The organism is Enterobacter sp. ku-bf2, from assembly GCF_001742765.1.
In the GTDB taxonomy this organism is placed as follows: Bacteria; Pseudomonadota; Gammaproteobacteria; order Enterobacterales; family Enterobacteriaceae; genus Enterobacter; species Enterobacter quasiroggenkampii.
The window spans coordinates 813,004-830,824 of record NZ_MDVW01000001.1 but is presented as its reverse complement, the minus strand read 5'-3'; the positions used below and the strand labels follow the sequence as shown (position 1 = coordinate 830,824).

General features: G+C 55.2%; 21 protein-coding genes. 10 read left to right on the top strand and 11 right to left on the bottom strand.

Annotated elements, in window-relative coordinates:
* Window positions 1–5: 5 nt before the first annotated feature.
* Entirely contained in the window at window positions 6–929 is a 924-nt protein-coding gene (locus BFG58_RS03920) for a LysR substrate-binding domain-containing protein (protein WP_069719292.1), read from the top strand.
* A gap of 47 nt (window positions 930–976) precedes the next feature.
* On the opposite strand, the gene BFG58_RS03915 is transcribed toward BFG58_RS03920, so the two are convergent.
* Window positions 977–1,447: a hypothetical protein gene (locus BFG58_RS03915; protein WP_069719291.1), complete on the bottom strand. Its 471-nt coding sequence runs from the start codon at window positions 1,445–1,447 to the stop codon at window positions 977–979.
* A 250-nt stretch (window positions 1,448–1,697) separates the two neighbouring features.
* On the opposite strand from BFG58_RS03915, the gene BFG58_RS03910 reads away from it, so the two are divergent.
* Both BFG58_RS03910 and BFG58_RS03905 read left to right on the top strand, forming a co-directional pair.
* Window positions 1,698–2,375, top strand: a complete 678-nt coding sequence (locus BFG58_RS03910) for a DUF1963 domain-containing protein (protein ID WP_069719290.1) — start codon at window positions 1,698–1,700, stop codon at window positions 2,373–2,375.
* Between the two features lie 140 nt (window positions 2,376–2,515).
* Window positions 2,516–2,992 carry a WbuC family cupin fold metalloprotein gene (locus BFG58_RS03905; protein ID WP_069719289.1) on the top strand — a complete coding sequence of 159 codons (477 nt, stop codon included), beginning with the start codon at window positions 2,516–2,518 and terminating at the stop codon, window positions 2,990–2,992.
* 65 nt (window positions 2,993–3,057) lie between these two features.
* Here the strand turns inward: BFG58_RS03905 and BFG58_RS03900 are convergent, their stop codons facing one another.
* Window positions 3,058–3,600, bottom strand: coding sequence for a cysteine hydrolase family protein (locus tag BFG58_RS03900; RefSeq protein WP_063621554.1), 543 nt, complete (start codon window positions 3,598–3,600; stop codon window positions 3,058–3,060).
* Between the two features lie 400 nt (window positions 3,601–4,000).
* Between BFG58_RS03900 and BFG58_RS03895 the strand changes: the two genes are divergently transcribed.
* On the top strand, window positions 4,001–4,303 hold the full coding sequence (locus tag BFG58_RS03895; protein ID WP_048030616.1) for a hypothetical protein: 303 nt from the start codon (window positions 4,001–4,003) through the stop codon (window positions 4,301–4,303).
* Window positions 4,304–4,417: 114 nt separating this feature from the next.
* Here the strand turns inward: BFG58_RS03895 and BFG58_RS03890 are convergent, their stop codons facing one another.
* The 7 genes from BFG58_RS03890 to BFG58_RS03860 form a co-directional block, all read right to left on the bottom strand.
* On the bottom strand, window positions 4,418–5,017 hold the full coding sequence (locus BFG58_RS03890; RefSeq protein WP_069719288.1) for an NAD(P)H-dependent oxidoreductase: 600 nt from the start codon (window positions 5,015–5,017) through the stop codon (window positions 4,418–4,420).
* A gap of 74 nt (window positions 5,018–5,091) precedes the next feature.
* Window positions 5,092–5,685, bottom strand: coding sequence for a TetR/AcrR family transcriptional regulator (locus BFG58_RS03885; RefSeq protein WP_045910453.1), 594 nt, complete (start codon window positions 5,683–5,685; stop codon window positions 5,092–5,094).
* 34 nt (window positions 5,686–5,719) lie between these two features.
* Window positions 5,720–8,809: an efflux RND transporter permease subunit gene (locus BFG58_RS03880; RefSeq protein ID WP_069719287.1), complete on the bottom strand. Its 3,090-nt coding sequence runs from the start codon at window positions 8,807–8,809 to the stop codon at window positions 5,720–5,722.
* The gene (locus BFG58_RS03875; RefSeq protein WP_069719286.1) at window positions 8,806–9,915 is read right to left on the bottom strand and encodes an efflux RND transporter periplasmic adaptor subunit; all 1,110 of its coding nucleotides are present in this window, start codon (window positions 9,913–9,915) and stop codon (window positions 8,806–8,808) included. The genes BFG58_RS03880 and BFG58_RS03875 overlap by 4 nt, the downstream gene beginning before the upstream one ends.
* Window positions 9,916–9,989: 74 nt before the next feature.
* The gene (locus BFG58_RS03870; RefSeq protein ID WP_069719285.1) at window positions 9,990–10,604 is read right to left on the bottom strand and encodes a TetR/AcrR family transcriptional regulator; all 615 of its coding nucleotides are present in this window, start codon (window positions 10,602–10,604) and stop codon (window positions 9,990–9,992) included.
* A gap of 308 nt (window positions 10,605–10,912) precedes the next feature.
* A complete protein-coding gene (locus BFG58_RS03865; RefSeq protein ID WP_045910457.1) occupies window positions 10,913–11,227 on the bottom strand; it encodes a PTS sugar transporter subunit IIB in 315 nt (104 codons plus the stop codon).
* An 83-nt stretch (window positions 11,228–11,310) separates the two neighbouring features.
* Complete coding sequence (locus BFG58_RS03860; RefSeq protein WP_069719284.1) at window positions 11,311–12,222, bottom strand: LysR family transcriptional regulator; 912 nt, start codon at window positions 12,220–12,222, stop codon at window positions 11,311–11,313.
* Between the two features lie 99 nt (window positions 12,223–12,321).
* On the opposite strand from BFG58_RS03860, the gene BFG58_RS03855 reads away from it, so the two are divergent.
* The 3 genes from BFG58_RS03855 to BFG58_RS03845 all read left to right on the top strand — a co-directional run bounded on the left by BFG58_RS03855 (window position 12,322) and on the right by BFG58_RS03845 (window position 14,758).
* Entirely contained in the window at window positions 12,322–13,437 is a 1,116-nt protein-coding gene (locus BFG58_RS03855; RefSeq protein WP_069719283.1) for an alkene reductase, read from the top strand.
* Window positions 13,434–14,153 carry an SDR family oxidoreductase gene (locus BFG58_RS03850; RefSeq protein ID WP_069719282.1) on the top strand — a complete coding sequence of 240 codons (720 nt, stop codon included), beginning with the start codon at window positions 13,434–13,436 and terminating at the stop codon, window positions 14,151–14,153. The genes BFG58_RS03855 and BFG58_RS03850 overlap by 4 nt, the downstream gene beginning before the upstream one ends.
* Window positions 14,154–14,218: 65 nt before the next feature.
* Window positions 14,219–14,758: an ester cyclase gene (locus tag BFG58_RS03845; RefSeq protein ID WP_069719281.1), complete on the top strand. Its 540-nt coding sequence runs from the start codon at window positions 14,219–14,221 to the stop codon at window positions 14,756–14,758.
* Between the two features lie 39 nt (window positions 14,759–14,797).
* On the opposite strand, the gene BFG58_RS03840 is transcribed toward BFG58_RS03845, so the two are convergent.
* Window positions 14,798–15,265, bottom strand: coding sequence for a nuclear transport factor 2 family protein (locus BFG58_RS03840; RefSeq protein WP_032674724.1), 468 nt, complete (start codon window positions 15,263–15,265; stop codon window positions 14,798–14,800).
* A gap of 104 nt (window positions 15,266–15,369) precedes the next feature.
* Here BFG58_RS03840 and BFG58_RS03835 point away from each other — a divergent pair, with 104 nt between their 5' ends.
* Window positions 15,370–15,948, top strand: coding sequence for a TetR/AcrR family transcriptional regulator (locus BFG58_RS03835; RefSeq protein WP_069719280.1), 579 nt, complete (start codon window positions 15,370–15,372; stop codon window positions 15,946–15,948).
* A gap of 115 nt (window positions 15,949–16,063) precedes the next feature.
* Here BFG58_RS03835 and BFG58_RS03830 read toward each other — a convergent pair whose 3' ends face one another.
* Window positions 16,064–16,621: a histidine phosphatase family protein gene (locus tag BFG58_RS03830; RefSeq protein ID WP_254665185.1), complete on the bottom strand. Its 558-nt coding sequence runs from the start codon at window positions 16,619–16,621 to the stop codon at window positions 16,064–16,066.
* A 193-nt stretch (window positions 16,622–16,814) separates the two neighbouring features.
* Between BFG58_RS03830 and BFG58_RS03825 the strand changes: the two genes are divergently transcribed.
* Together BFG58_RS03825 and BFG58_RS03820 are read left to right on the top strand one after the other, a co-directional pair.
* Complete coding sequence (locus tag BFG58_RS03825; protein ID WP_254665193.1) at window positions 16,815–17,189, top strand: DoxX family protein; 375 nt, start codon at window positions 16,815–16,817, stop codon at window positions 17,187–17,189.
* Entirely contained in the window at window positions 17,186–17,818 is a 633-nt protein-coding gene (locus BFG58_RS03820) for a TetR/AcrR family transcriptional regulator (protein WP_021241367.1), read from the top strand. Before BFG58_RS03825 ends, BFG58_RS03820 begins: the two co-directional genes overlap by 4 nt.
* Window positions 17,819–17,821 lie beyond the last annotated feature (3 nt).

The following is a 17,821-nucleotide window of genomic DNA, read 5'->3' as shown; positions in this document are numbered from 1 at the left end:
AACGTATGTCTTTACCGCCACTGTATGCGCTGCGCGCGTTCGAAGTTGCCGCACGGCTAAACTCCTTCAGCAAAGCGGCTGAAGTCCTGAATATCACGCCGGGGGCAGTCAGCAGACATGTCCAGACGCTTGAAATGTGGTTCGACTGCGAGCTGTTTAAACGCCAGGGTCCGAAAGTAGAGGTCAGCGATGCCGGGCGTATTCTGGCCGGGCAGCTTAGCGAAAGTTTCTCGACTATTGAGTGGGCCTGTCGCGCATTCAAAAGTGAAAACCACCTTCTGCGCCTCAAAGCGCCCAGCTCGCTGACGATGCGATGGCTTCTGGATGTGCTTAAATCCTTCCGCGAGAACCACGCGAAGCCGAAAATCGAAATCGCCAGCGTCTGGATGGACTTCGACACCGTTGACTTCAGCCGCGAGCCCTACGATTGTGCGATCCTCCTCGGGAACGGCTATTTTGGCGAGTCAACGGAGAGCCGGCTGCTGTTCAGCGAATGGCTTATTCCGGTTTGTACGCCGTCTTTGCTGGAGCCTGCCCGGCATCAGCTTCCAGAGTGCGATCTTATTCATCCGTCACCGGACAGACGGGACTGGAAGCGCTGGCTGAAAAGGACGGGCTTATTCCCCGGCCTCGACATGAGCGGTGGGATCGTGTTCGACACCCTGGAGCAGGCAAGCCTTGCGGCCATGCACGGACACGGTGTAGCGATGGCGGATCTCCGGCTCACGCTCGACGCGCTGAAAAGCGGCCTGCTCGCGCTGCCCTTCAGGGAGGCGATAGCAACAGGGGACGGTTACTACCTTGTCTGGCCCAAAAATTCGCTCAGAGGACAGAGTATTGAACGGTTGCTGGCCTGGCTTCACCTTAATGCGCCAGTGGTGCCCTCTTTGGATATTGTCTGTCTTGATTTCAACGAAAAGCGGATTTAATAAATAGCGGAATATTAACAGGGAGATATTCCGCATCGTGAACGTATTTATGCGTAGGGAATATTCGCCATCTTTTTATATCTTTCCGGCAGGGCGCTGTTCAGGTTGAGTAATTTATCCAGTATATAAAGAGCGGGCGTTCCCTTTGCGCGTTCAGCTTCGATCAGCGCAGAACGTAACAGATTGGTAGCCGATGTCATTTCACGGAAGTACTCCTCAGATTCAAGCGTCTGAACTTCACCTGACCCCACGTAACGCACCCTGGGCCAGTCCGCGAAGTCCAGAACCGGAAGGATCCCGTCGTCTTTGGGTAAATGCGCAGAGAGTAACTCGTCGGCGTTACGCGGATTGCTCTGGGCAAAAGAGAGCAGATGCAGGCGATGAATAAAGGGTGAAAGCACCTCAGCGCTATCGCCTTCTGACGAAAGTAACGTTATTAACGCATGAATATTTTCACCCGCGATGTTTTTTTCAGGTGAGATCATTTTCATTAGATGAAATAAGACATCGAGTGTCATACGTACTCCATAGACTTGCAGGTGTATTTATTATTTGAGTTTCGCTCCCTGTTCCAGGTCAGGAAGAGATTGGGAATGAAGGGATGGTATTTCAATGCGATCAGGTTTGAAAAACGAGAAATAGTGGGAATCAATGTGAGTTTTACTCAACATAGGTTTTATTATTCAATGAGATTCTCCAGATGTGATGATTAACTTACAATGAACAGCAGAATATCTATCCGACAAGCGTCTACAGAGGCGAGCAAACATGAGATTAGAGAGTGCGTCAGTTTTAGAAGAACTCCGGACCAGGCTAAGACCCGCATCGGTCGCGCAGGTCGGTGGGTTTCGGCCGCCTGAAGATCCCATTACGTCATGGTTTCTGAAGGGCGTTTCTCGCGTAGATGAAGGATTACCCACCTGGAAGGGCAAACCAATGTTTCCACTTCTTCAGATCAGGATCGACGAGCTTCCTGTTATTCCTGACCAGTTGAAGGGCATAGCCCTTCTGGTGTTGTTTCACAATTTGGAACAACATCCCTTTGACGAACCTCACGGTGAGGGATGGTTAATTCGCGAGTATGCCACCCTCGAAGGGCTTCAGCCATTGCCTGAATTGGACACGCCGTATCGGCCGTTTCCAGTTCAATGGCTGAGTGTCATTGACGATGCTCCTGGATGGGAAGATGCCTGGGATATTATTGATCTCTCTTGCGTAAATGATGATGAGCAGGCCAGTGATAGTTTTTTTGAAGATATCAACCGCTACAGGGGAACCAAGGTAGGGGGATTTCCGACTGAGATACAACACGGTGTGGGAATCGAAGAGTTTGTTTTTCAGGTTGGGTCAGAAGAAAAAGTAAACTGGATGTGGGCGGATAACGGTATCGGTTACTTTCACCGGTCATCAGAAGGGGAATGGCGGTTTTCATGTCAGTTCTACTGATGAGCTTCCTGTCGGGGGATTGACCACTCGCCCGGCAGCGATTTGTTTCACAAATCCCATCGCTCCTCGACCGTTCAGGATGGTATAACGTCTTGCGGCAATCGGGTTGCCGTAGACAGCCCACATTCCTAAAGGTGTATATGAAACAAATTACTTTCAGTGACCTGCAGCAGCAAAGCGAGCAGGCCGCAAATTCTCCTCGCTTACGTGCCCATCGTAATTTACACCCTGAACTGAGCGACCCGGTACAGCGCCTGGCCATTGCAATGGAGCCCGGTACCTATGTTCGCCCCCATCGCCATCCTCACACCTTTGAACTGCTGACGGCGCTGAGCGGTCGCTTTCTGGTGCTGAATTTTGACGACAGCGGCAACGTGACCCGGCGTGTGGTGTTAGGTGAAGAGTGTAAAGTGCTGGAGATGGATGCCGGAACCTGGCATGCCGTGCTGTCGCTGGATAAAGGTGGCGTCATTTTTGAGGTTAAACACGGGGGGTATCAGCCCGTGCCCGAGCATGATACCGCCCCATGGTCACCGGCAGAAAACGAGCCCGGCACCGAGAAGCTGATGCAATGGTACGCTCAGGCACAGGTGGGTGACGGTGGTTTTACCCTGTAATTATTCTCTTATGTGCCCGGCGCGCGGAAAGGCGAGCCGGGTAAAGAGATAAGCGCTCACGCGAGTCAACTCACCGTATTAAAAAGCCAGTCACGAGCAGTCGAGAGCGTCACGAACGGGCCTGCCAGCGTGCTGTTGTGATGGGCAATAATGTCGCTGGCGGATAAATAGTCATTATCCATTGTGGTATGCGCATCTGAAATTAATACCGTCCTGAAACCTAGTTCCGGTGCGGCCCGGCAGGTCGTATCGACGCAAAACTCTGTTTTCATCCCGGCAATGACCAGCTGTTTAATACCTCGCTGATTAAGTTCTCGCAGCAATACCGTATCCCGAAAACAGCTGGGATAGCGCTTGGTGAAAACAACGTCCTGCTCCTTCACGTCCAGTTCAGGTATCAGCTGTGTTAACGGCCCCTTTTCTGAGAAGGGGGAGTCGTCCGGCCCAATATGGCGGGCAAAAAAGACGGGCACCTGCGCGTCTCGGGCGTTGGCGATTAACAAGCGGATATTGGCCAGAACGGCATCGGCGGAGCGAGGGGAAACCGGGCCCCGAAAGAGGCCCTGCTGCATGTCGATAATCAAGAGAGCATTGTCAGATGAAACCATTTTCTTTCTCCATTCAGAGGGTGGTGAACGGAGAGAGATTTCCCCGTCCATGTCGGCGGGGATTGAGGTTCTGTTTGTCAGTCGTTCACTACAGATACGCTCTCACCGCCGAAGGATCCGGTGGTGGTGAGGGTGGTTGTTGGCTGAACTGACGTAAACATATTATGACCTTCGCTGATATATCTTTTAAGTCATATCCGGACGAGCCGTTAAACTTTAAAAATTTGCTGCCGATAGTTCTTTTCAATACCATCAATATGCATGTAAAGATGAACAAAATCATATCAGCATATTTGGTAGTTGCGTATTTGTCGGCTCGACTTATTGCACAATCCAACAGTGCGAGAGACTGGATAAAAACCGTTGTGTTTCGATAAAAAATCACAAAAAGGATGTGCGTATGTTGAAAAGATTAGTCGCGGGGCAGATGAGCTTACCGATGACTTTCTGGGGATGGGGAATTTGCGGTAATTTTCTACTGGGTCTCATTGGGCTTGCTGGAGTGCAGACCGGTCATCCGGCCATGATGCCGCTTTCCTATATACTTAAAGCCATTCTGTTCAGTGCTGTACTTTCGGGCATAACTTTCATTCTGCGTCGAAAAATCACGGTATTAGGTGGGATCGCTTTTTTTATTATTTTGATTCAGGTGATTATGAGTGTAGTGATGACGATAGGCCTTTTCTCGTTATTTTTTGAATAATCACAAGAAAGAGCGTTCCGGTTTGCCAGCAGGATCCCTGACGGTTAGTAACATCGAGAACTCGTGCCTCCTTTTGGCGAAGGAGGCACGCCGTTGCTGGCTGGATAGCCGATATTATTTTAGGTTGCCGATCTTGCTCAGGAATTCTTCTACCTGCTCAGGCGTCGCCGTATCTGCCTGGTAAAGGATATCGAGCTTAACGTTCTTCAACCCGCAGAAACCAAATACCCCTTCGATTATCTGCGTCTCAATCGCCGTCGAATAGCCGTGTTTATCAAACCCGGTGAGATCGCTACCACCAGTGGCAATCAGGCGAACGGGAACACCCCGTAAGTTGCCCACAATCCGGCCGTCGTCGGCCACCTTATACGCCCAGTTCAGGGTCAATACGCGGTCGAACCAGCCTTTCAACAGCGCGGGAACCGACCACCAGTACACCGGGAAGACAAACACCAGCATATCCGCACGCTCGACGCGCTGCTGCTCGCGCAGAATATCGTCGGGGAGGGCGCTCGGATCCCCGTGATACAAGTCAAGATCGGCGCGGGTCATCGCCGGATTAAACCCTTCAGCATGAAGATCGGCCATCTCAACCTGCATACCTTCCTCGCGTAATTTTCCGGCAATGCGGGCGGCCAGTGAATGGGACAAGGACGTGTCGACAGGGTGAGCCGTCACGATCAGCGCGTTACTCATGGCATTTGTAGCAGACATAGCAACCTCAAAATGGGGGAGAAGAAATGCCTATGTTACTATTGGTAACTTAAGTGTCAATCCACCCCTGGCGATCATTTTGTGCTATTCGCGTAGGTCGCAAGCACGCCGGTCATGGCGCCGCTGAGCGTATCTTCCGCCACATTCCGGGCGAGCACGCCGTTGCCGGCCGCGGTGCTGAGCGCCTCCGCCGCCCCAATGATGGCCGTCAGTACCGCTTCCCCCTGAACGCCTTTTAAGACGATAAAAGGCGAAAGCGCGGTGCGCAGGCAGTCGGCACATTCGGCCACGCATGCTTCCCGGAACGTCTGCAGCGCGCGAGAACCGGACAGCGCCGCGGCGATTGGCCCGGTTTCAGGCCCGGCGGCAATGGCACAGTCGATATAGGCCGCGCTGAAAAAGCGGATCGTCTTCTCCAGCGTTTTGCTGTCAACCGCCAGCGTCTCGCGGAATTTCGCCAGTTGCCGATCGCTATAGTCCTGATACAGCGCCATCAGCAGCCCTTCGCGATCGCCAAAGTGGTCGTAGGGGATGGGCTTGGTCACATTGGCCCGTTCTGCCAGATAGCCAAGGGTCAACGCCTCGGTGCCTTGCTGACGCACGATTCCACGCGCAACCTCCAGCAGCTGCACGCGGCGGTCCTCTTTTCTTAAGCGCTTAACAACCATGCTTTCCTCAGATTAGTTATCTACCAATGGTAGTTTACACGTTTTCCGTGCCGTGCTGAACGCGTTGTTCAACCGGGCGGATCCGGAACCATATCGCATACATCGCGGGCAGGAAGACGAGGGTAATGATCGTCCCGCCCAGCGTACCGCCGATCAGCGTCCAGGCCAGCGTTCCCCAGAACACCGAATGCGTCAGGGGAATGAACGCCAGCACGGCCGCCATGGCGGTGAGTAAGACCGGTCGCGCTCGCTGGACCGTCGCCTCGACCACCGCCTGGAACGGATCGAGGCCGTCCTTCTGGTTATGATCGATTTGACCGATCAGAATCAGTGTATTGCGCATCAGAATGCCGGAGAGGGCGATCAAACCGACCAGCGCGTTGATGCCAAACGGCTGATTAAATATCAGCAGGGTCGGCACGACGCCAATCAGCCCCAGCGGCGCGGTTAAGAACACCATGACCATCGCGGAGAGTGAACGCACCTGCAAAATGATGATCAGCAGCGTCAGGGCAATCATGATCGGGAACAGCGGTAACATAGCCTGCGTGGCTTTACCCGATTCCTCAATCGAACCCGCCATGTCGATACGGTAGCCGGCCGGCAGCGAATCAACGATCGGCTGGAGCTGCTTCATGATGGCGACCGACACGTCCGGCGGCTGAAGATTGTCGGCGATATCGCCCCGTACGGTAATCGTGGGGGTGCGATCGCGGCGGCGCAGGATCGGGTCTTCCATGCCGATCTCAATCCTGCCGATTTGAGACAGCGGTACGCGCTGTCCCGCATTGCCGACCAGGGTAAAGCCTTCGATTTTTGCCGGGTCAAGGCGGATATCACCCGCCGCGCGGGCAACGACGTCTACCGATCGAATATCTTCCCGCACGGAGGTGACAGGCACGCCTGATAACAGGAACTGAAGCTGCTCGGCAACGGCGCTGGAGGTTAAGCCGGTCGCCTGCAGGCGGTTCTGATCGAGAGTGAAATGCAATACCGGAACGCGTGCCCCCCAGTCAGTGTTGACGGTTCGCATCATCGGGCTTGCCTGAAGCACGGCTTTCACCCGTTCGGCGATGTCCTGTACCTGTTTGACGTCCGGCCCCGACACGCGCCAGGCAACCGGGAAGGGCGAGTAGGGGCCAAACACCAGTTGTGTTACCCGCACGCGGGCTTCAGGTGCAAGACCGCTGGCGACGGCCTCCCTGAGCCTGAACTTAAGCGCCTCACGTGACGTCTCGCTGTCCGTCAGGATCACGATTTTCGCAAAAGAGGGATCGGGCAGCTCGGGAGCCATTGCCAGATAGAAACGGGGCGAGCCCTGACCAATATAGGCCGTGACGATTTTGGCTTCCGGCTGCTGGCCCAGCCATGCTTCTATTTTTGCGGTTGCGGCGCTGGTTTGCGCAATCGAGGTGCCATAAGGCATCTGTACTTCAACCAGCACTTCCGGGCGATCGGAGGTCGGGAAGAACTGTTTTTTTACCAGCCCCATGCCAAGCAAGGCCAGAAAGAAAATGGCGACCACGGACCCGGCCACGCGCCATTTTCTGGCGATAACGCGGCCAAGCAGCTGGCGAAAACGGTTATAGCGAGGCGTGTTATAGATGGCGTCATGGCCGCCTTCCACTTTTGGGATCGCCGGCAGGATCTTCACCCCAAGATACGGTGTGAACACCACCGCCACAAACCATGAGGCAATCAGGGCGAGGCCGACAATCCAGAACATATTGCTGGTGTATTCCCCGGCGGTCGACTGGGCAAAACCATTCGGCATAAAGCCAATGGCCGTCACCAGGGTACCGGCCAGCATCGGCGCGGCGGTGTGGCTCCAGGCGTAGGCCGAGGCTTTGATTCTGTCGTAACCTTCCTCCATCTTCACCACCATCATTTCGATGGCGATAATGGCATCGTCAACCAGCAGACCGAGGGCGAGGATCAGGGAGCCCAGCGTGACGCGGTCAAAGTTTATTCCCGCGGCTTCCATCACCACGAAAACGACCGCCAGCGTCAGCGGTACCGCCGCGGCAACCACCACCCCCACGCGCCAGCCCATGCTGACAAAACAGACCACCATGACCACAAGCAGGGCGACGAAGAATTTGATCATAAACTCATCGACAGACGAGCGGATATTCACGGACTGGTCGGTGACTTTGGTCAGGGTCATGCCAAGCGGCAGGCTATCGTTGATTTTCGCCGTTTCCGCATCCAGCGCTTTACCCAGCGCCAGGCCGTTCCAGCCCTCACGCATGACAATGCCCAGCAGCAGGGCGGGTTCATGCTGATTGCGTATCAGCATCGTCGGGGGATCTTCGTAGCCTCGCTCAACCGTTGCCACATCCGACAGCGTGAGCGTTTTGCCCTTGGCGACTAAAGGCGTATCGCGAATTTTCTGCAGTTCATCGAACGCGCCGTCCAGGCGGATAAAAATCTGTGCGCCCCGGGTTTCAATGGCGCCCGCCGCGGCCAGGGCGTTCTGGCTGTTGAGGGCATTGAAAATATCCTGCGGAGAGAGGCCCATTGTGGCCAGACGGTCATGGGAGAAGGCGATATAAATCCGCTCGGCCTGTTCGCCGATAATGTTCACTTTTTTCACCCCGGGAACGTGCAGAAGCTGCTGGCGCAGGCCTTCGGCATCGCGTACCAGCTGCCGCTGCGGTTCGCCTTTTGCTTTCAGGGCAAAGAGGGCAAAGGTGACATCCGAGAATTCATCATTGATCATCGGGCCAATGACGCCCGCCGGAAGACGCAGGGATTCATCACCAAGCTTCTTACGCGCCTGATAGAACTCCTCCTGCACTTCAGAAGGCGGGGTTTTGTCCTGCAGTGACAAGGTGATATACGCCATGCCGGGGCGGGTGTAGGTTTCCGTACGGTCATACCACTTGAGTTCCTGCAGGCGCTTTTCCAGCGGTTCGGCCACCTGATCCTGGATCTCCTGCGCGGTTGCGCCCGGCCAGACGGCGATCGCCGTCATCTGCTTCACGGTGAAGGGCGGATCTTCCGCGCGCCCGAGCCCAAAAAAGGCGTAAATACCGGCAATCGTCACCAGAACGATCAGAAACAGCGTGACGGAACGCTCGCGGACGGCCAGCGCTGACAGATTGAAGCGGCTTCCGCTCATTGTGCATTCTCCGCCGGAGCGGCATGGCGCTGTTCTGCCAGCCTGACAACTTCACCTTCGTGCAGAAGATGGGCGCCTAACGCAACGATCTTCTCCCCGGGCTTCACGCCACCCGTGACCTGGACCGCATCTTCGCCCACGCTCAGCACCTTAACCGGTGTCCATGTGACCTTTGCTGGCTGGGCGGAAATGCGCCAGACGCCGGGCCCTTTACCCGCATCGTAGAGTGAGGCCAGCGGGACCTGCATCGCCTGACCTTCCGTTTTCGCGTCTTCAATGCTGAGCGTGACGGTCGCCCCCAGCGGCGCGTTCGCCAGCTGACCATCCAGCACGTAGCGGGCTTCATACGTGCGGGTTGCGGCATCCGCGGAGTCAGACAGCAGGCGCAACGTCGCGGTGACCGGGTGTTGTTCACTGCCATAAAGCGTGGCCTGCGCTTCGCTGCCCACGGCAGGGCGCAGCGTCTCCGGAAGCTGGACAAGCGCTTCGCGCTGTCCCGCTCTGGCAAGGCGGATGACGACCTGCCCGGCACTAACGACCTGACCGGGTTCGGCGAGCGTCTCCATCACCACGCCGTCTGAATCCGCCAGCAGTACGGCGTAGCCCGTGGCATTTTGCGCCACGTTGGCCTGCGCGCGGGCAGCGCTGAGATCCGCCCGGGCCGTATCGGCCGCCGCTTTAATCTGATCGTACTCCGAGGCGGACACCGCGCCGGACGCCACCAGGCCGCGATAACGCGACTCATCGCTGGTGGCTTTTCTCGCCCGCGCCTGGGCAGCATCCACCGCGCGCTGCTGCGCCTGGGCCTGTAATTTCAGGTCAACAGGATCGAGACGCAGCAAAGGCTGTCCCTGTCTGACGGTCTGCCCGGTATCCACCAGGCGTTCGAGGATTTTTCCCTGAACCCTGAAGCCCAGGTCGCTTTGCGTTTTTGCCACCACCACGCCCGTGAAGGCGCGGGCGGCAGGGTTCGCCATCTCGACAGAGGCGGATCTGACAAGCGGTGGCTTAGTGCGCGGATCGTCACTCGCGGAATTATCGCCGCACGCCACCAGGGCAAACGGCAGAAGACATACGGCAACGCGGGCTGAAGTGAGCCTGAGCATGGGAAACCTTATTGAAGTAACAGGACGGTATCCGCATTCTCTGACTAGTGACCAATAATGTCAATGGTCACAAATTAGGGGGCCAGGCTTCTTAATATCAGTGAGGAGAGAAGCACCGCGGCAGAAGGGGCCATTTCAAGGTTGTACTGCAGCTGAACGGGATTAATAAAAGGACACATCACCATGTGGATGGCCTGAGTGACCTCATCCAGCGGCGTTTTTCTTTCAAACTCTCCGGCCTGCCTGCCTTCAATAATGATGCTCTCAATCAGCTTCATCAGGCTTTCAGCATACCGTTCAGTCGACGGCCACTGCTCGCGTGCGGCGACGGCGGCGATGTCGTAAAGCTTGCGATCGTGGAAAAACAGCTCGCTTCCTGCCTCGGTAAGCGCTTTGAAAAGCCGACGTAATTTTTCGCTTGCTGACGGTGCACCTTCGAGGGCGGAAAGCACTGCCGCCATGATCAGCTCCAGGCGGTTAGCGCAGATCACCTCGCCGATAGCCTGCTTGGAATCGAAGAACTTATAAATGTAGGACTTAGAAAAACCGATCGATTTCGCCAGCTCGGCGACGGTGGTTTTTTCATAGCCGTAGTGACCGAAGTGCTCAAAAGCTGCTTCGACGATTTGCTCTCTGACAGAGTGGTCAAGCGGACCACGTATTGATGGGGCGTTCATAGTTTTAGTCATTATGTAAGCTTAGCGTGACAGGCGACGATTAACAACGAGTGACCATTTAGTACTTTGGTTACCGTCATTGATCATGAGCCCTTCAGATGGGACGATCAACCCGGTGGGGTAAGTGTATCACTGTTTTTCACGCACGATGGCATCTATCTGCCGACGATAAGCGAGGGTTTCAGCGCAGTTCCCTTGCGCTGAACAAAGACGTTTTTTGCTTAAGCCGAGAGTGGACGCAGTATGATCAGAATGTCCGAGGAAACCGTCTTTTGATCGGCGGGTGAGAGGAGGCCGCAGAACCGATGCGGCCTTATATTTCAGGCAGCCAGTTCAGGCATCTGTTCCTTTACGAAATCCAATACCTTCCTCGCGTCCAGAGAGGCATAGGGAAGACTCTCAACGATGGCGAGTGAACGCGTATTACCCACCGTTTCTTTTATCTCATCGAGTTTGTACTGAATGTGCGGTGCGATGAGAAACCCATCGAACGCGGGAGCGACGCTGGCGAAGTTATCCAGCCCTACAGCGCTAATCATCAGCGGATAGCCTTCGCGTTCTGCCAGAGACTGCATCTTTTTGGCGAGCGAGTTTGCGGTATTACCAAACAAACAACATATCAGAAGCTTTTTCATGTTTTGTTCCTCCTGAAAACCGCTCTCAGGGTAGTCCTGAGGGTGTCACCGAAATGGGCGCTGTCTCTTATTTTGGCGACAAATTAATGTTCTTTTAGCCAGTCGAGAAAAAACTGGCTGAACGCCGTAACCTGAAGCGGCTGCAGCTTGCGCTGCGGATAAACAAACTGTAGCCCGACATCTTTGCGATCGTATCGGCTAAAGCCGGTGAAGCTGTCGGCAAACAGCACCGTGAGTCTTCCGGCCTCAACGTCGTCTTTGACGTCCCACCACGATTTCCCCGCGATGCCGGCCCCGCTGAGCGCCCACTGACGAAGCACTGCGCCGTCGTCGCACACCATGGCGGGCTCGACGCGCACAATGTTTTCCTCTCCCTCTTTTTCAAAACGCCATTCGTTCATCACCACGCCCTGAGACTCCAGCGCCAGGCACCGGTGTCGGGCTAAATCTGCAAACGTGGCGGGGGTGCCGTGGTCGTTAAGATACTCCCCGGAGGCAACCAGCACCCGATGGTTCGGGCGGATGTTTCTGACGACAAGGCTGCTGTCCGGCAGGTTACCGAAACGCACGCTCATATCCAGCCGGTTAGCAACCAGATCCTCAACGTGTTCTTTTAGCGAGATGTAAAATTTTACGGCAGGATGGCGTCGGGAAAATTCAATGACGGCAGGGCTGAGATACTGTCTGCCAAAGTCCGAGGGAGAGGAAAGGCGAATGTTGCCGCTGAGCACGCCCTCTTTTTGCGTCAGCAGCGACTCGGCGTGATGCACCTCTTCCAGCACGCGCAGCGCGGCGTGGTAAAACTCTTCGCCTGCGCGGGTCAGGGTGAGGGAGCGCGTAGAGCGATGAAACAGCCGCGTCTGGTAACGCTCCTCAATCGCCTTCAGCCTGGCCGTCATGGTGGCAGGGGAAAGCGACAGGCGTCGTCCGGCTGCGGAAAGACTTCCGGCCCTGGCGACTTCCACCAATAAGGCCATGTCTTCGAGTTTACCCATTATTCATTTTTTCCGAAAAGTGCATCTATTTTTAGCGTAATTATCAAAATAAGATGCCGACTGTAAAGTTATTTCATCCAAACCATAAGGGATGAAAACATGAAACCTACCTCACTCTTTGAACGTTACAGGCTGGGTCAGTTAGAGCTGAAAAATCGTATCGTCATGGCACCGATGACCCGCGCGCGCTCCCTTCAGCCGGGCAACATTCCCTCCGCGCTGATGGCCGAGTATTACCGGCAGCGGGCCAGCGCGGGGTTAATCATCACCGAAGCCACGCAGATCTCGCCTCAGGGTCAGGGATACTCCTGGACGCCCGGCATCCATTCGCCGGAGCAGGTTTCAGGATGGCAGCTCACGACGGGGGCCGTGCATCAGGCGGGCGGCGTCATTTTTTCTCAGCTCTGGCACGTTGGACGAATGTCGCACGCCAGCTTTCACCCGGACGGTCAGCCCGTCGCCCCGTCTGCCCTTGCGCCAGACGCGCAGGTGTGGGTGGTGAATGAGCGTGGGGAAGGCGAGATGGTTGACTGCCCGCGGCCGAGAACGCTCTCACGCAAGGACATTCAGAACATCGTCGCGGACTATCGCCAGGCCGCTTTGAATGCCGTCCAGGCCGGGTTTGATGGTGTGGAGATCCACGGTGGAAACGGCTATCTGATCGACCAGTTCCTGCGCCAAACCTCCAACAAACGCACGGACGAGTACGGCGGCACGCTGGCGAACCGGATCCGCTTCGCCCAGGAAGTGTTAAGCGCGATTGCCGAAGCCATTGGTCACGACCGTACGGGCATCCGTCTTTCGCCGTTTATTACCCAGCGCGGGATGAACGACCCACAGGTCTCTGAAGCCATACTCGCGCTTGCGGCCTGGTGCGAACAAAAGGGGATTGCGTTCATCCACCTGGCGGAAGCCGACTGGGACGACGCGCCGCAGATACCCGAGCGTTTCCGTCAATCCCTTCGCGAGACCTTCAGCGGAACGCTGATCGTCGCGGGCAACTATGACCTTGCCAAAGCCGAAGAAATTCTGGCGGCGGGCTATGCCGATTTGATTGCCTTCGGACGACCGTTTATTGCCAACCCGGATTTGCCTCACCGGCTGTCGCACCGCTTGCCGCTGGCCCAGGTGCGCGACCCCGCCACGCTGTTTGGCGGGACCGCCACGGGCTATACCGATTACCCAACGTACACCCTGCAGGAGGAAACGTTATGACCCGTAAAACCTTAATTATCGGCGGCGCTTCCGGCATCGGTTTCGCCGTGGGCACCCTGCTTGCCGGGCGCGGCGAGGAGATTATGCTTGCTGGGCGCGACAGCGCGAAACTGGACGCTGCACGGCAACGACTGAGCGCTCATGCCGCGTCTGTTACCACTCTCGTGCTCGATATCAGCCGTGAGGCAGAGCTTGTTGCGCTCAGTGAAACGCTGGGCGAGGTCAATAATATCGTCGTCACGGCGGGTTCACAGGCGCCGGGCGGACTCCTTTCCGGACTGGATCTCCGTGCGGCAAGACATGCCTTTGATACAAAATTCTGGGGAAGCCTCAATGTCGCCCGCTATCTCAGCGGGAACATCGCTCCCCGCGGTACGCTGACCTTCACCAGCGGCTTTGTGGCGCGCCGCACCGTGGCGGGCGCCATCGTAAAAACCACGATGAATGCCGCCATTGAGGCCGCGACAAAAGTGCTGGCGAAGGAGCTTTCCCCGCTGCGCGTCAACGTCGTGAGTCCGGGGCTGACCGACACGGAAGCGTATGCGGGGATGGACGCCGCCGCGCGGGAAAAAATGCTCGCCGGCGCGGCGGAAACCCTGCCAGCCAAAGCCTGGGGAAGGGCGGAGGACATCGCGCAAGGATATCTTTTCGCCATGGACAATCCCTTTGTCACGGGGTCGGTCATTGATATTGAGGGCGGGGCGTTAATTAACTGAACCCCCACCGGTTTGAACCGCAGGAAATCGTCTGCGGGTAACGTAATACTCTGTTGAGAGACATCATGAAATATACGACGTGTTTTCGTCCAGCTGTGGCGATGCTTATTCTTGCCGGTCTGTCCGGCACCGCATTTTCGGCGCAGCTGGAATGGCTTCAGCCGAAACAGCTTATTGTTGATAAGAGCTTACCCCAGGCGAAATTAAGGGCGAATGAAGCCGTTGCCAGAGAATATGCAACGTTCTGGAATACGGGAGAAGAATCCCTGGCGCGTGATGCGCTGGCGGTGAATTTCATCGATAAAACGCCCCCGGAAGGTCGTAAGCAAGGGCCTGAAGGCGCTATTTTAGCCTCCCGGGCGTTTCGTGCCGCCGTGCCGGACTTACGCTGTGACGTTGAACAGATGATTATTTCAGGCACTCGCGTGGTTTCGCATTTGCATTTTTACGGCACATTCACCGGGACATTTGGCAAGCTGAAAGGAAAAGGGCAGAAAATAGATTTCATCGCTACGGATATTTATGAAGTCCGCGACGGTAAAATTGTGGCAAACTGGCATATTGAGGACAACCTGACGCTGATGAAACAGCTGGGCGCACTCTAAACCCATCACTCCGGGGCGCCCCGGAGTGATGTAAAAATCCTATAAGCCCAGATCGCTCAGCGACGGGTGATCGTCCGGGCGTCTGCCCAGCGGCCAGTGAAACAGTCGCTCGGATTCTTTTATCGGCATATCGTTTACGCAGGCAAAACGGCGCTTCATCAAGCCGTCTGGGGCGAATTCCCAGTTTTCGTTGCCGTACGAGCGGAACCAGTTGCCTGAATCATCATGCCATTCATAGGCATAGCGGACCGCGATGCGGTTATCCGTAAAGGCCCACAGCTCTTTAATCAGACGATAATCCAGCTCTTTTTTCCATTTCCGCTCCAGAAACGCCCGGGCCTCTTCACGGTTGGTGGCGAACTCTGCGCGGTTGCGCCATTGGGTATCCAGCGTATAGGCCAGCGCGACTTTCGCCGGGTCGCGACTGTTCCAGCCATCTTCTGCCAGCCTGACTTTTTCGATGGCGCTTTCACGGGTGAAGGGCGGTAAAGGAGGACGTGTGTTCATGGCGCTTACCTCAGTGTGATTTTATGTAGACAGGTCTGTCTACTTGGGGTAATCTATGCCTGAAAAATAACGCTGTCAACACCCTTTTTGAGGCTGTCGAAAAAATGAAAACCGAACACGCAGGCAACGAAACAAAAATTAGCGTCCGGGATAAAATATTACTCACGGCGCACGATCTGTTTTATTCCACGGGCTTCAGGGCGACGGGGGTGGATACGCTGATTAAAGAATCGAAAGTGACGAAGGTGACGTTTTATCGCCATTTTCCGAGCAAAAGTTTACTTATTCTCGCCTATTTGCACTATCGGCATGAAATATGGATTAACTGGTTTGAATCCACGCTGCGCCGACATCTCGATGAAGGCGAAATACCTGCTGATGCGATTTCTGCAACGCTCTGTGAATGGTTTGTTTCGCCCGAGTTCCACGGCTGCGCGTTTATTAATGCCAGCGCCGAAGCCAAATCCGAAGATATTGAAAGCGAAATAAAAGCGATATGCCGCGATCATAAAATCGAAACAAAAAATATTATTGCGTCGCTGACGACCATCGCGGATGAGCGCGTCGTCAATGAAATCATGCTGCTCATTGACGGTGCCATTATTCATGCGCAGATGGGCATGGAGACGGATGAGGTCATCACGTCGTTGAAGAGGGCGCTGGCAGACTTAATCGGGGGCTAGCGAGGATCCCCCCTTAGTCCTCCAGACGATGGCTGACAGGTGCATTCAACATTTGCGAATAACAGTCGGCTGGCGTGCGCCGAGGATGAACAATCCTCGGCCTCAGCATGTGCCGCTATACAATGCTGTAAACCCCCGCTCCCCAGTACCCCTTACCCGGACGAGTCTGTTCTTTCCAGCCTGATGCGATCAGTTCTTTTGCAATGAACCGGTTGATGACCCCGTGCCCCATGAGCAAGACGGGGCCGTCAGAGTCCTTCGCTACATTCACCAGGATTTCTGCCGCCTTAACGGCACGTTCTTTTGCGGCGCTTACGCGCTCTGACTCGCCAGACAGGCCGCAGAGCCAAAGAACGCGAAACAGCGCTGTCCAGTAAAAAGGCGATAGCCGTAACCCCGGAATACGTAACACCGGCAGCTCTGCTTCCCGAAAAACCTCATCGATTAAGCCCGGTTCACACCCCAGCGATTTCAATGATGAAAGGGCTCGCGGGAGAGGGCTGCTGAGAAACGTCAGCGCGCGGCACGCGAGGATTTGAGCCATCTCCGAAGGTCTGTCGCGGCCCGTTGAAGAGCGGTTATAGCTGTCGATCCATCCCACCATTTCCCTGTACGACACCTTTCCCGCGCCCCTGTATTCGGGTTCGCCGTGGCGCATCAAAATAATTTCCATATGTCTTCATCGCTCACCATCCATTCACCAGAGGCAGACTAGCGCGTTCTCACACTGATTTTCACCCACCCGTTTTGGTGTGTCAGGGCGTTGATCGCACTTATCAGACTTGTCGGTCTTTTAATTAATAAGTAGACTCACCAGTCTTTTAAATGATCAAAGAGATAATTCAGTGTCAAAAATCACGTAATCTATCACAACACTCTGTCTTTCAAGAATTTTACTGACCTTTTTCTTCTGGATGGCAGGCTTTTACGGGTTGTTCAACTTTGGAGAGATTGTGCTGGAAATGGTGGACGTGGGTCTCCCCTGGCCCGTCTTATTCGCGACAGGCACCATTCTCTGTCAGCTTGTAGGCTCTGCTCTGGTGATTTCGAATTTTGCGGGCTACGGATGGATTGGATCGGCAATGCTGATTGTGTTTACATTACTCACCATTCCGGTGGGGCATCCATTCTGGAAATTTAGCGAGCCCCAGCGCACCCAGGAGTTTCATATCGCGCTTGAACACATAACCGTTATCGGGGGGCTCATGATGAGCATGCTTTTGTCAGGTCGTAAACGATGAGAGAAAAGGTTCGGCAGAAAGGCCGCCCAAAAGATCCGTCAAAGGAGCAGGCGATACTGCAGGCCGCAAGAAGCCTGTTTCTCGAGAAAGGCCTCGATGTCACGACGGAAGAAATTGCCCGCGTTGCCGGGGTGGCAAAAGCCACGCTTTATGCCAATTTCGCGGATAAAGATCTGCTTGTTGAGGCCGTACTCCGTAAGGAATCGGATCTGACCATCAGTGACAGTGATTTTTCCGAGCGGCATCATCTGTCGTTGACCGAGGTCTTAACCGCGTTTGGCAACCGTTTTGTCCGCTTCATCAACCAGCGCGAGCTGACGGGCTGGGACCGCTTGATTGCCTCCGCCGCTATTCGTCATCCGGAGTTACCCGCGCGTTTTTATGCGGCAGGTCCCGGCAGGGCGCAGCAGATGCTGGAGACAATTATCGGTGAAGCCGTTGAAAAGGGCTTACTGATCGCGTGCTCCCCGCGCGAAGCAGCTGACGACCTGGCCGGGTTATGGCTCGGGATGACAAGCCTTGAGATAAAGCTTGGCGCCAGAAAAAGCTTATCTGATGAAGAAATTGCTCGTCGGGTTACGCATGCGATCGCTGTTTTTATGTGCGCGTATTCAGTGGAAAAGCGCTGAGCA

Excerpts from the sequence above, each read along its gene's own strand:
- BFG58_RS03920 (WP_069719292.1), top strand. The coding sequence starts at position 6 with ATGTCTTTACCGCCACTGTATGCGCTGCGCGCGTTCGAAGTTGCCGCA.
- BFG58_RS03915 (WP_069719291.1), bottom strand. The coding sequence starts at position 1,447 with ATGACACTCGATGTCTTATTTCATCTAATGAAAATGATCTCACCTGAA.
- BFG58_RS03910 (WP_069719290.1), top strand. The coding sequence starts at position 1,698 with ATGAGATTAGAGAGTGCGTCAGTTTTAGAAGAACTCCGGACCAGGCTA.
- BFG58_RS03905 (WP_069719289.1), top strand. The coding sequence starts at position 2,516 with ATGAAACAAATTACTTTCAGTGACCTGCAGCAGCAAAGCGAGCAGGCC.
- BFG58_RS03900 (WP_063621554.1), bottom strand. The coding sequence starts at position 3,600 with ATGGTTTCATCTGACAATGCTCTCTTGATTATCGACATGCAGCAGGGC.
- BFG58_RS03895 (WP_048030616.1), top strand. The coding sequence starts at position 4,001 with ATGTTGAAAAGATTAGTCGCGGGGCAGATGAGCTTACCGATGACTTTC.
- BFG58_RS03890 (WP_069719288.1), bottom strand. The coding sequence starts at position 5,017 with ATGTCTGCTACAAATGCCATGAGTAACGCGCTGATCGTGACGGCTCAC.
- BFG58_RS03885 (WP_045910453.1), bottom strand. The coding sequence starts at position 5,685 with ATGGTTGTTAAGCGCTTAAGAAAAGAGGACCGCCGCGTGCAGCTGCTG.
- BFG58_RS03880 (WP_069719287.1), bottom strand. The coding sequence starts at position 8,809 with ATGAGCGGAAGCCGCTTCAATCTGTCAGCGCTGGCCGTCCGCGAGCGT.
- BFG58_RS03875 (WP_069719286.1), bottom strand. The coding sequence starts at position 9,915 with ATGCTCAGGCTCACTTCAGCCCGCGTTGCCGTATGTCTTCTGCCGTTT.
- BFG58_RS03870 (WP_069719285.1), bottom strand. The coding sequence starts at position 10,604 with ATGACTAAAACTATGAACGCCCCATCAATACGTGGTCCGCTTGACCAC.
- BFG58_RS03865 (WP_045910457.1), bottom strand. The coding sequence starts at position 11,227 with ATGAAAAAGCTTCTGATATGTTGTTTGTTTGGTAATACCGCAAACTCG.
- BFG58_RS03860 (WP_069719284.1), bottom strand. The coding sequence starts at position 12,222 with ATGGGTAAACTCGAAGACATGGCCTTATTGGTGGAAGTCGCCAGGGCC.
- BFG58_RS03855 (WP_069719283.1), top strand. The coding sequence starts at position 12,322 with ATGAAACCTACCTCACTCTTTGAACGTTACAGGCTGGGTCAGTTAGAG.
- BFG58_RS03850 (WP_069719282.1), top strand. The coding sequence starts at position 13,434 with ATGACCCGTAAAACCTTAATTATCGGCGGCGCTTCCGGCATCGGTTTC.
- BFG58_RS03845 (WP_069719281.1), top strand. The coding sequence starts at position 14,219 with ATGAAATATACGACGTGTTTTCGTCCAGCTGTGGCGATGCTTATTCTT.
- BFG58_RS03840 (WP_032674724.1), bottom strand. The coding sequence starts at position 15,265 with ATGAACACACGTCCTCCTTTACCGCCCTTCACCCGTGAAAGCGCCATC.
- BFG58_RS03835 (WP_069719280.1), top strand. The coding sequence starts at position 15,370 with ATGAAAACCGAACACGCAGGCAACGAAACAAAAATTAGCGTCCGGGAT.
- BFG58_RS03830 (WP_254665185.1), bottom strand. The coding sequence starts at position 16,621 with ATGGAAATTATTTTGATGCGCCACGGCGAACCCGAATACAGGGGCGCG.
- BFG58_RS03820 (WP_021241367.1), top strand. The coding sequence starts at position 17,186 with ATGAGAGAAAAGGTTCGGCAGAAAGGCCGCCCAAAAGATCCGTCAAAG.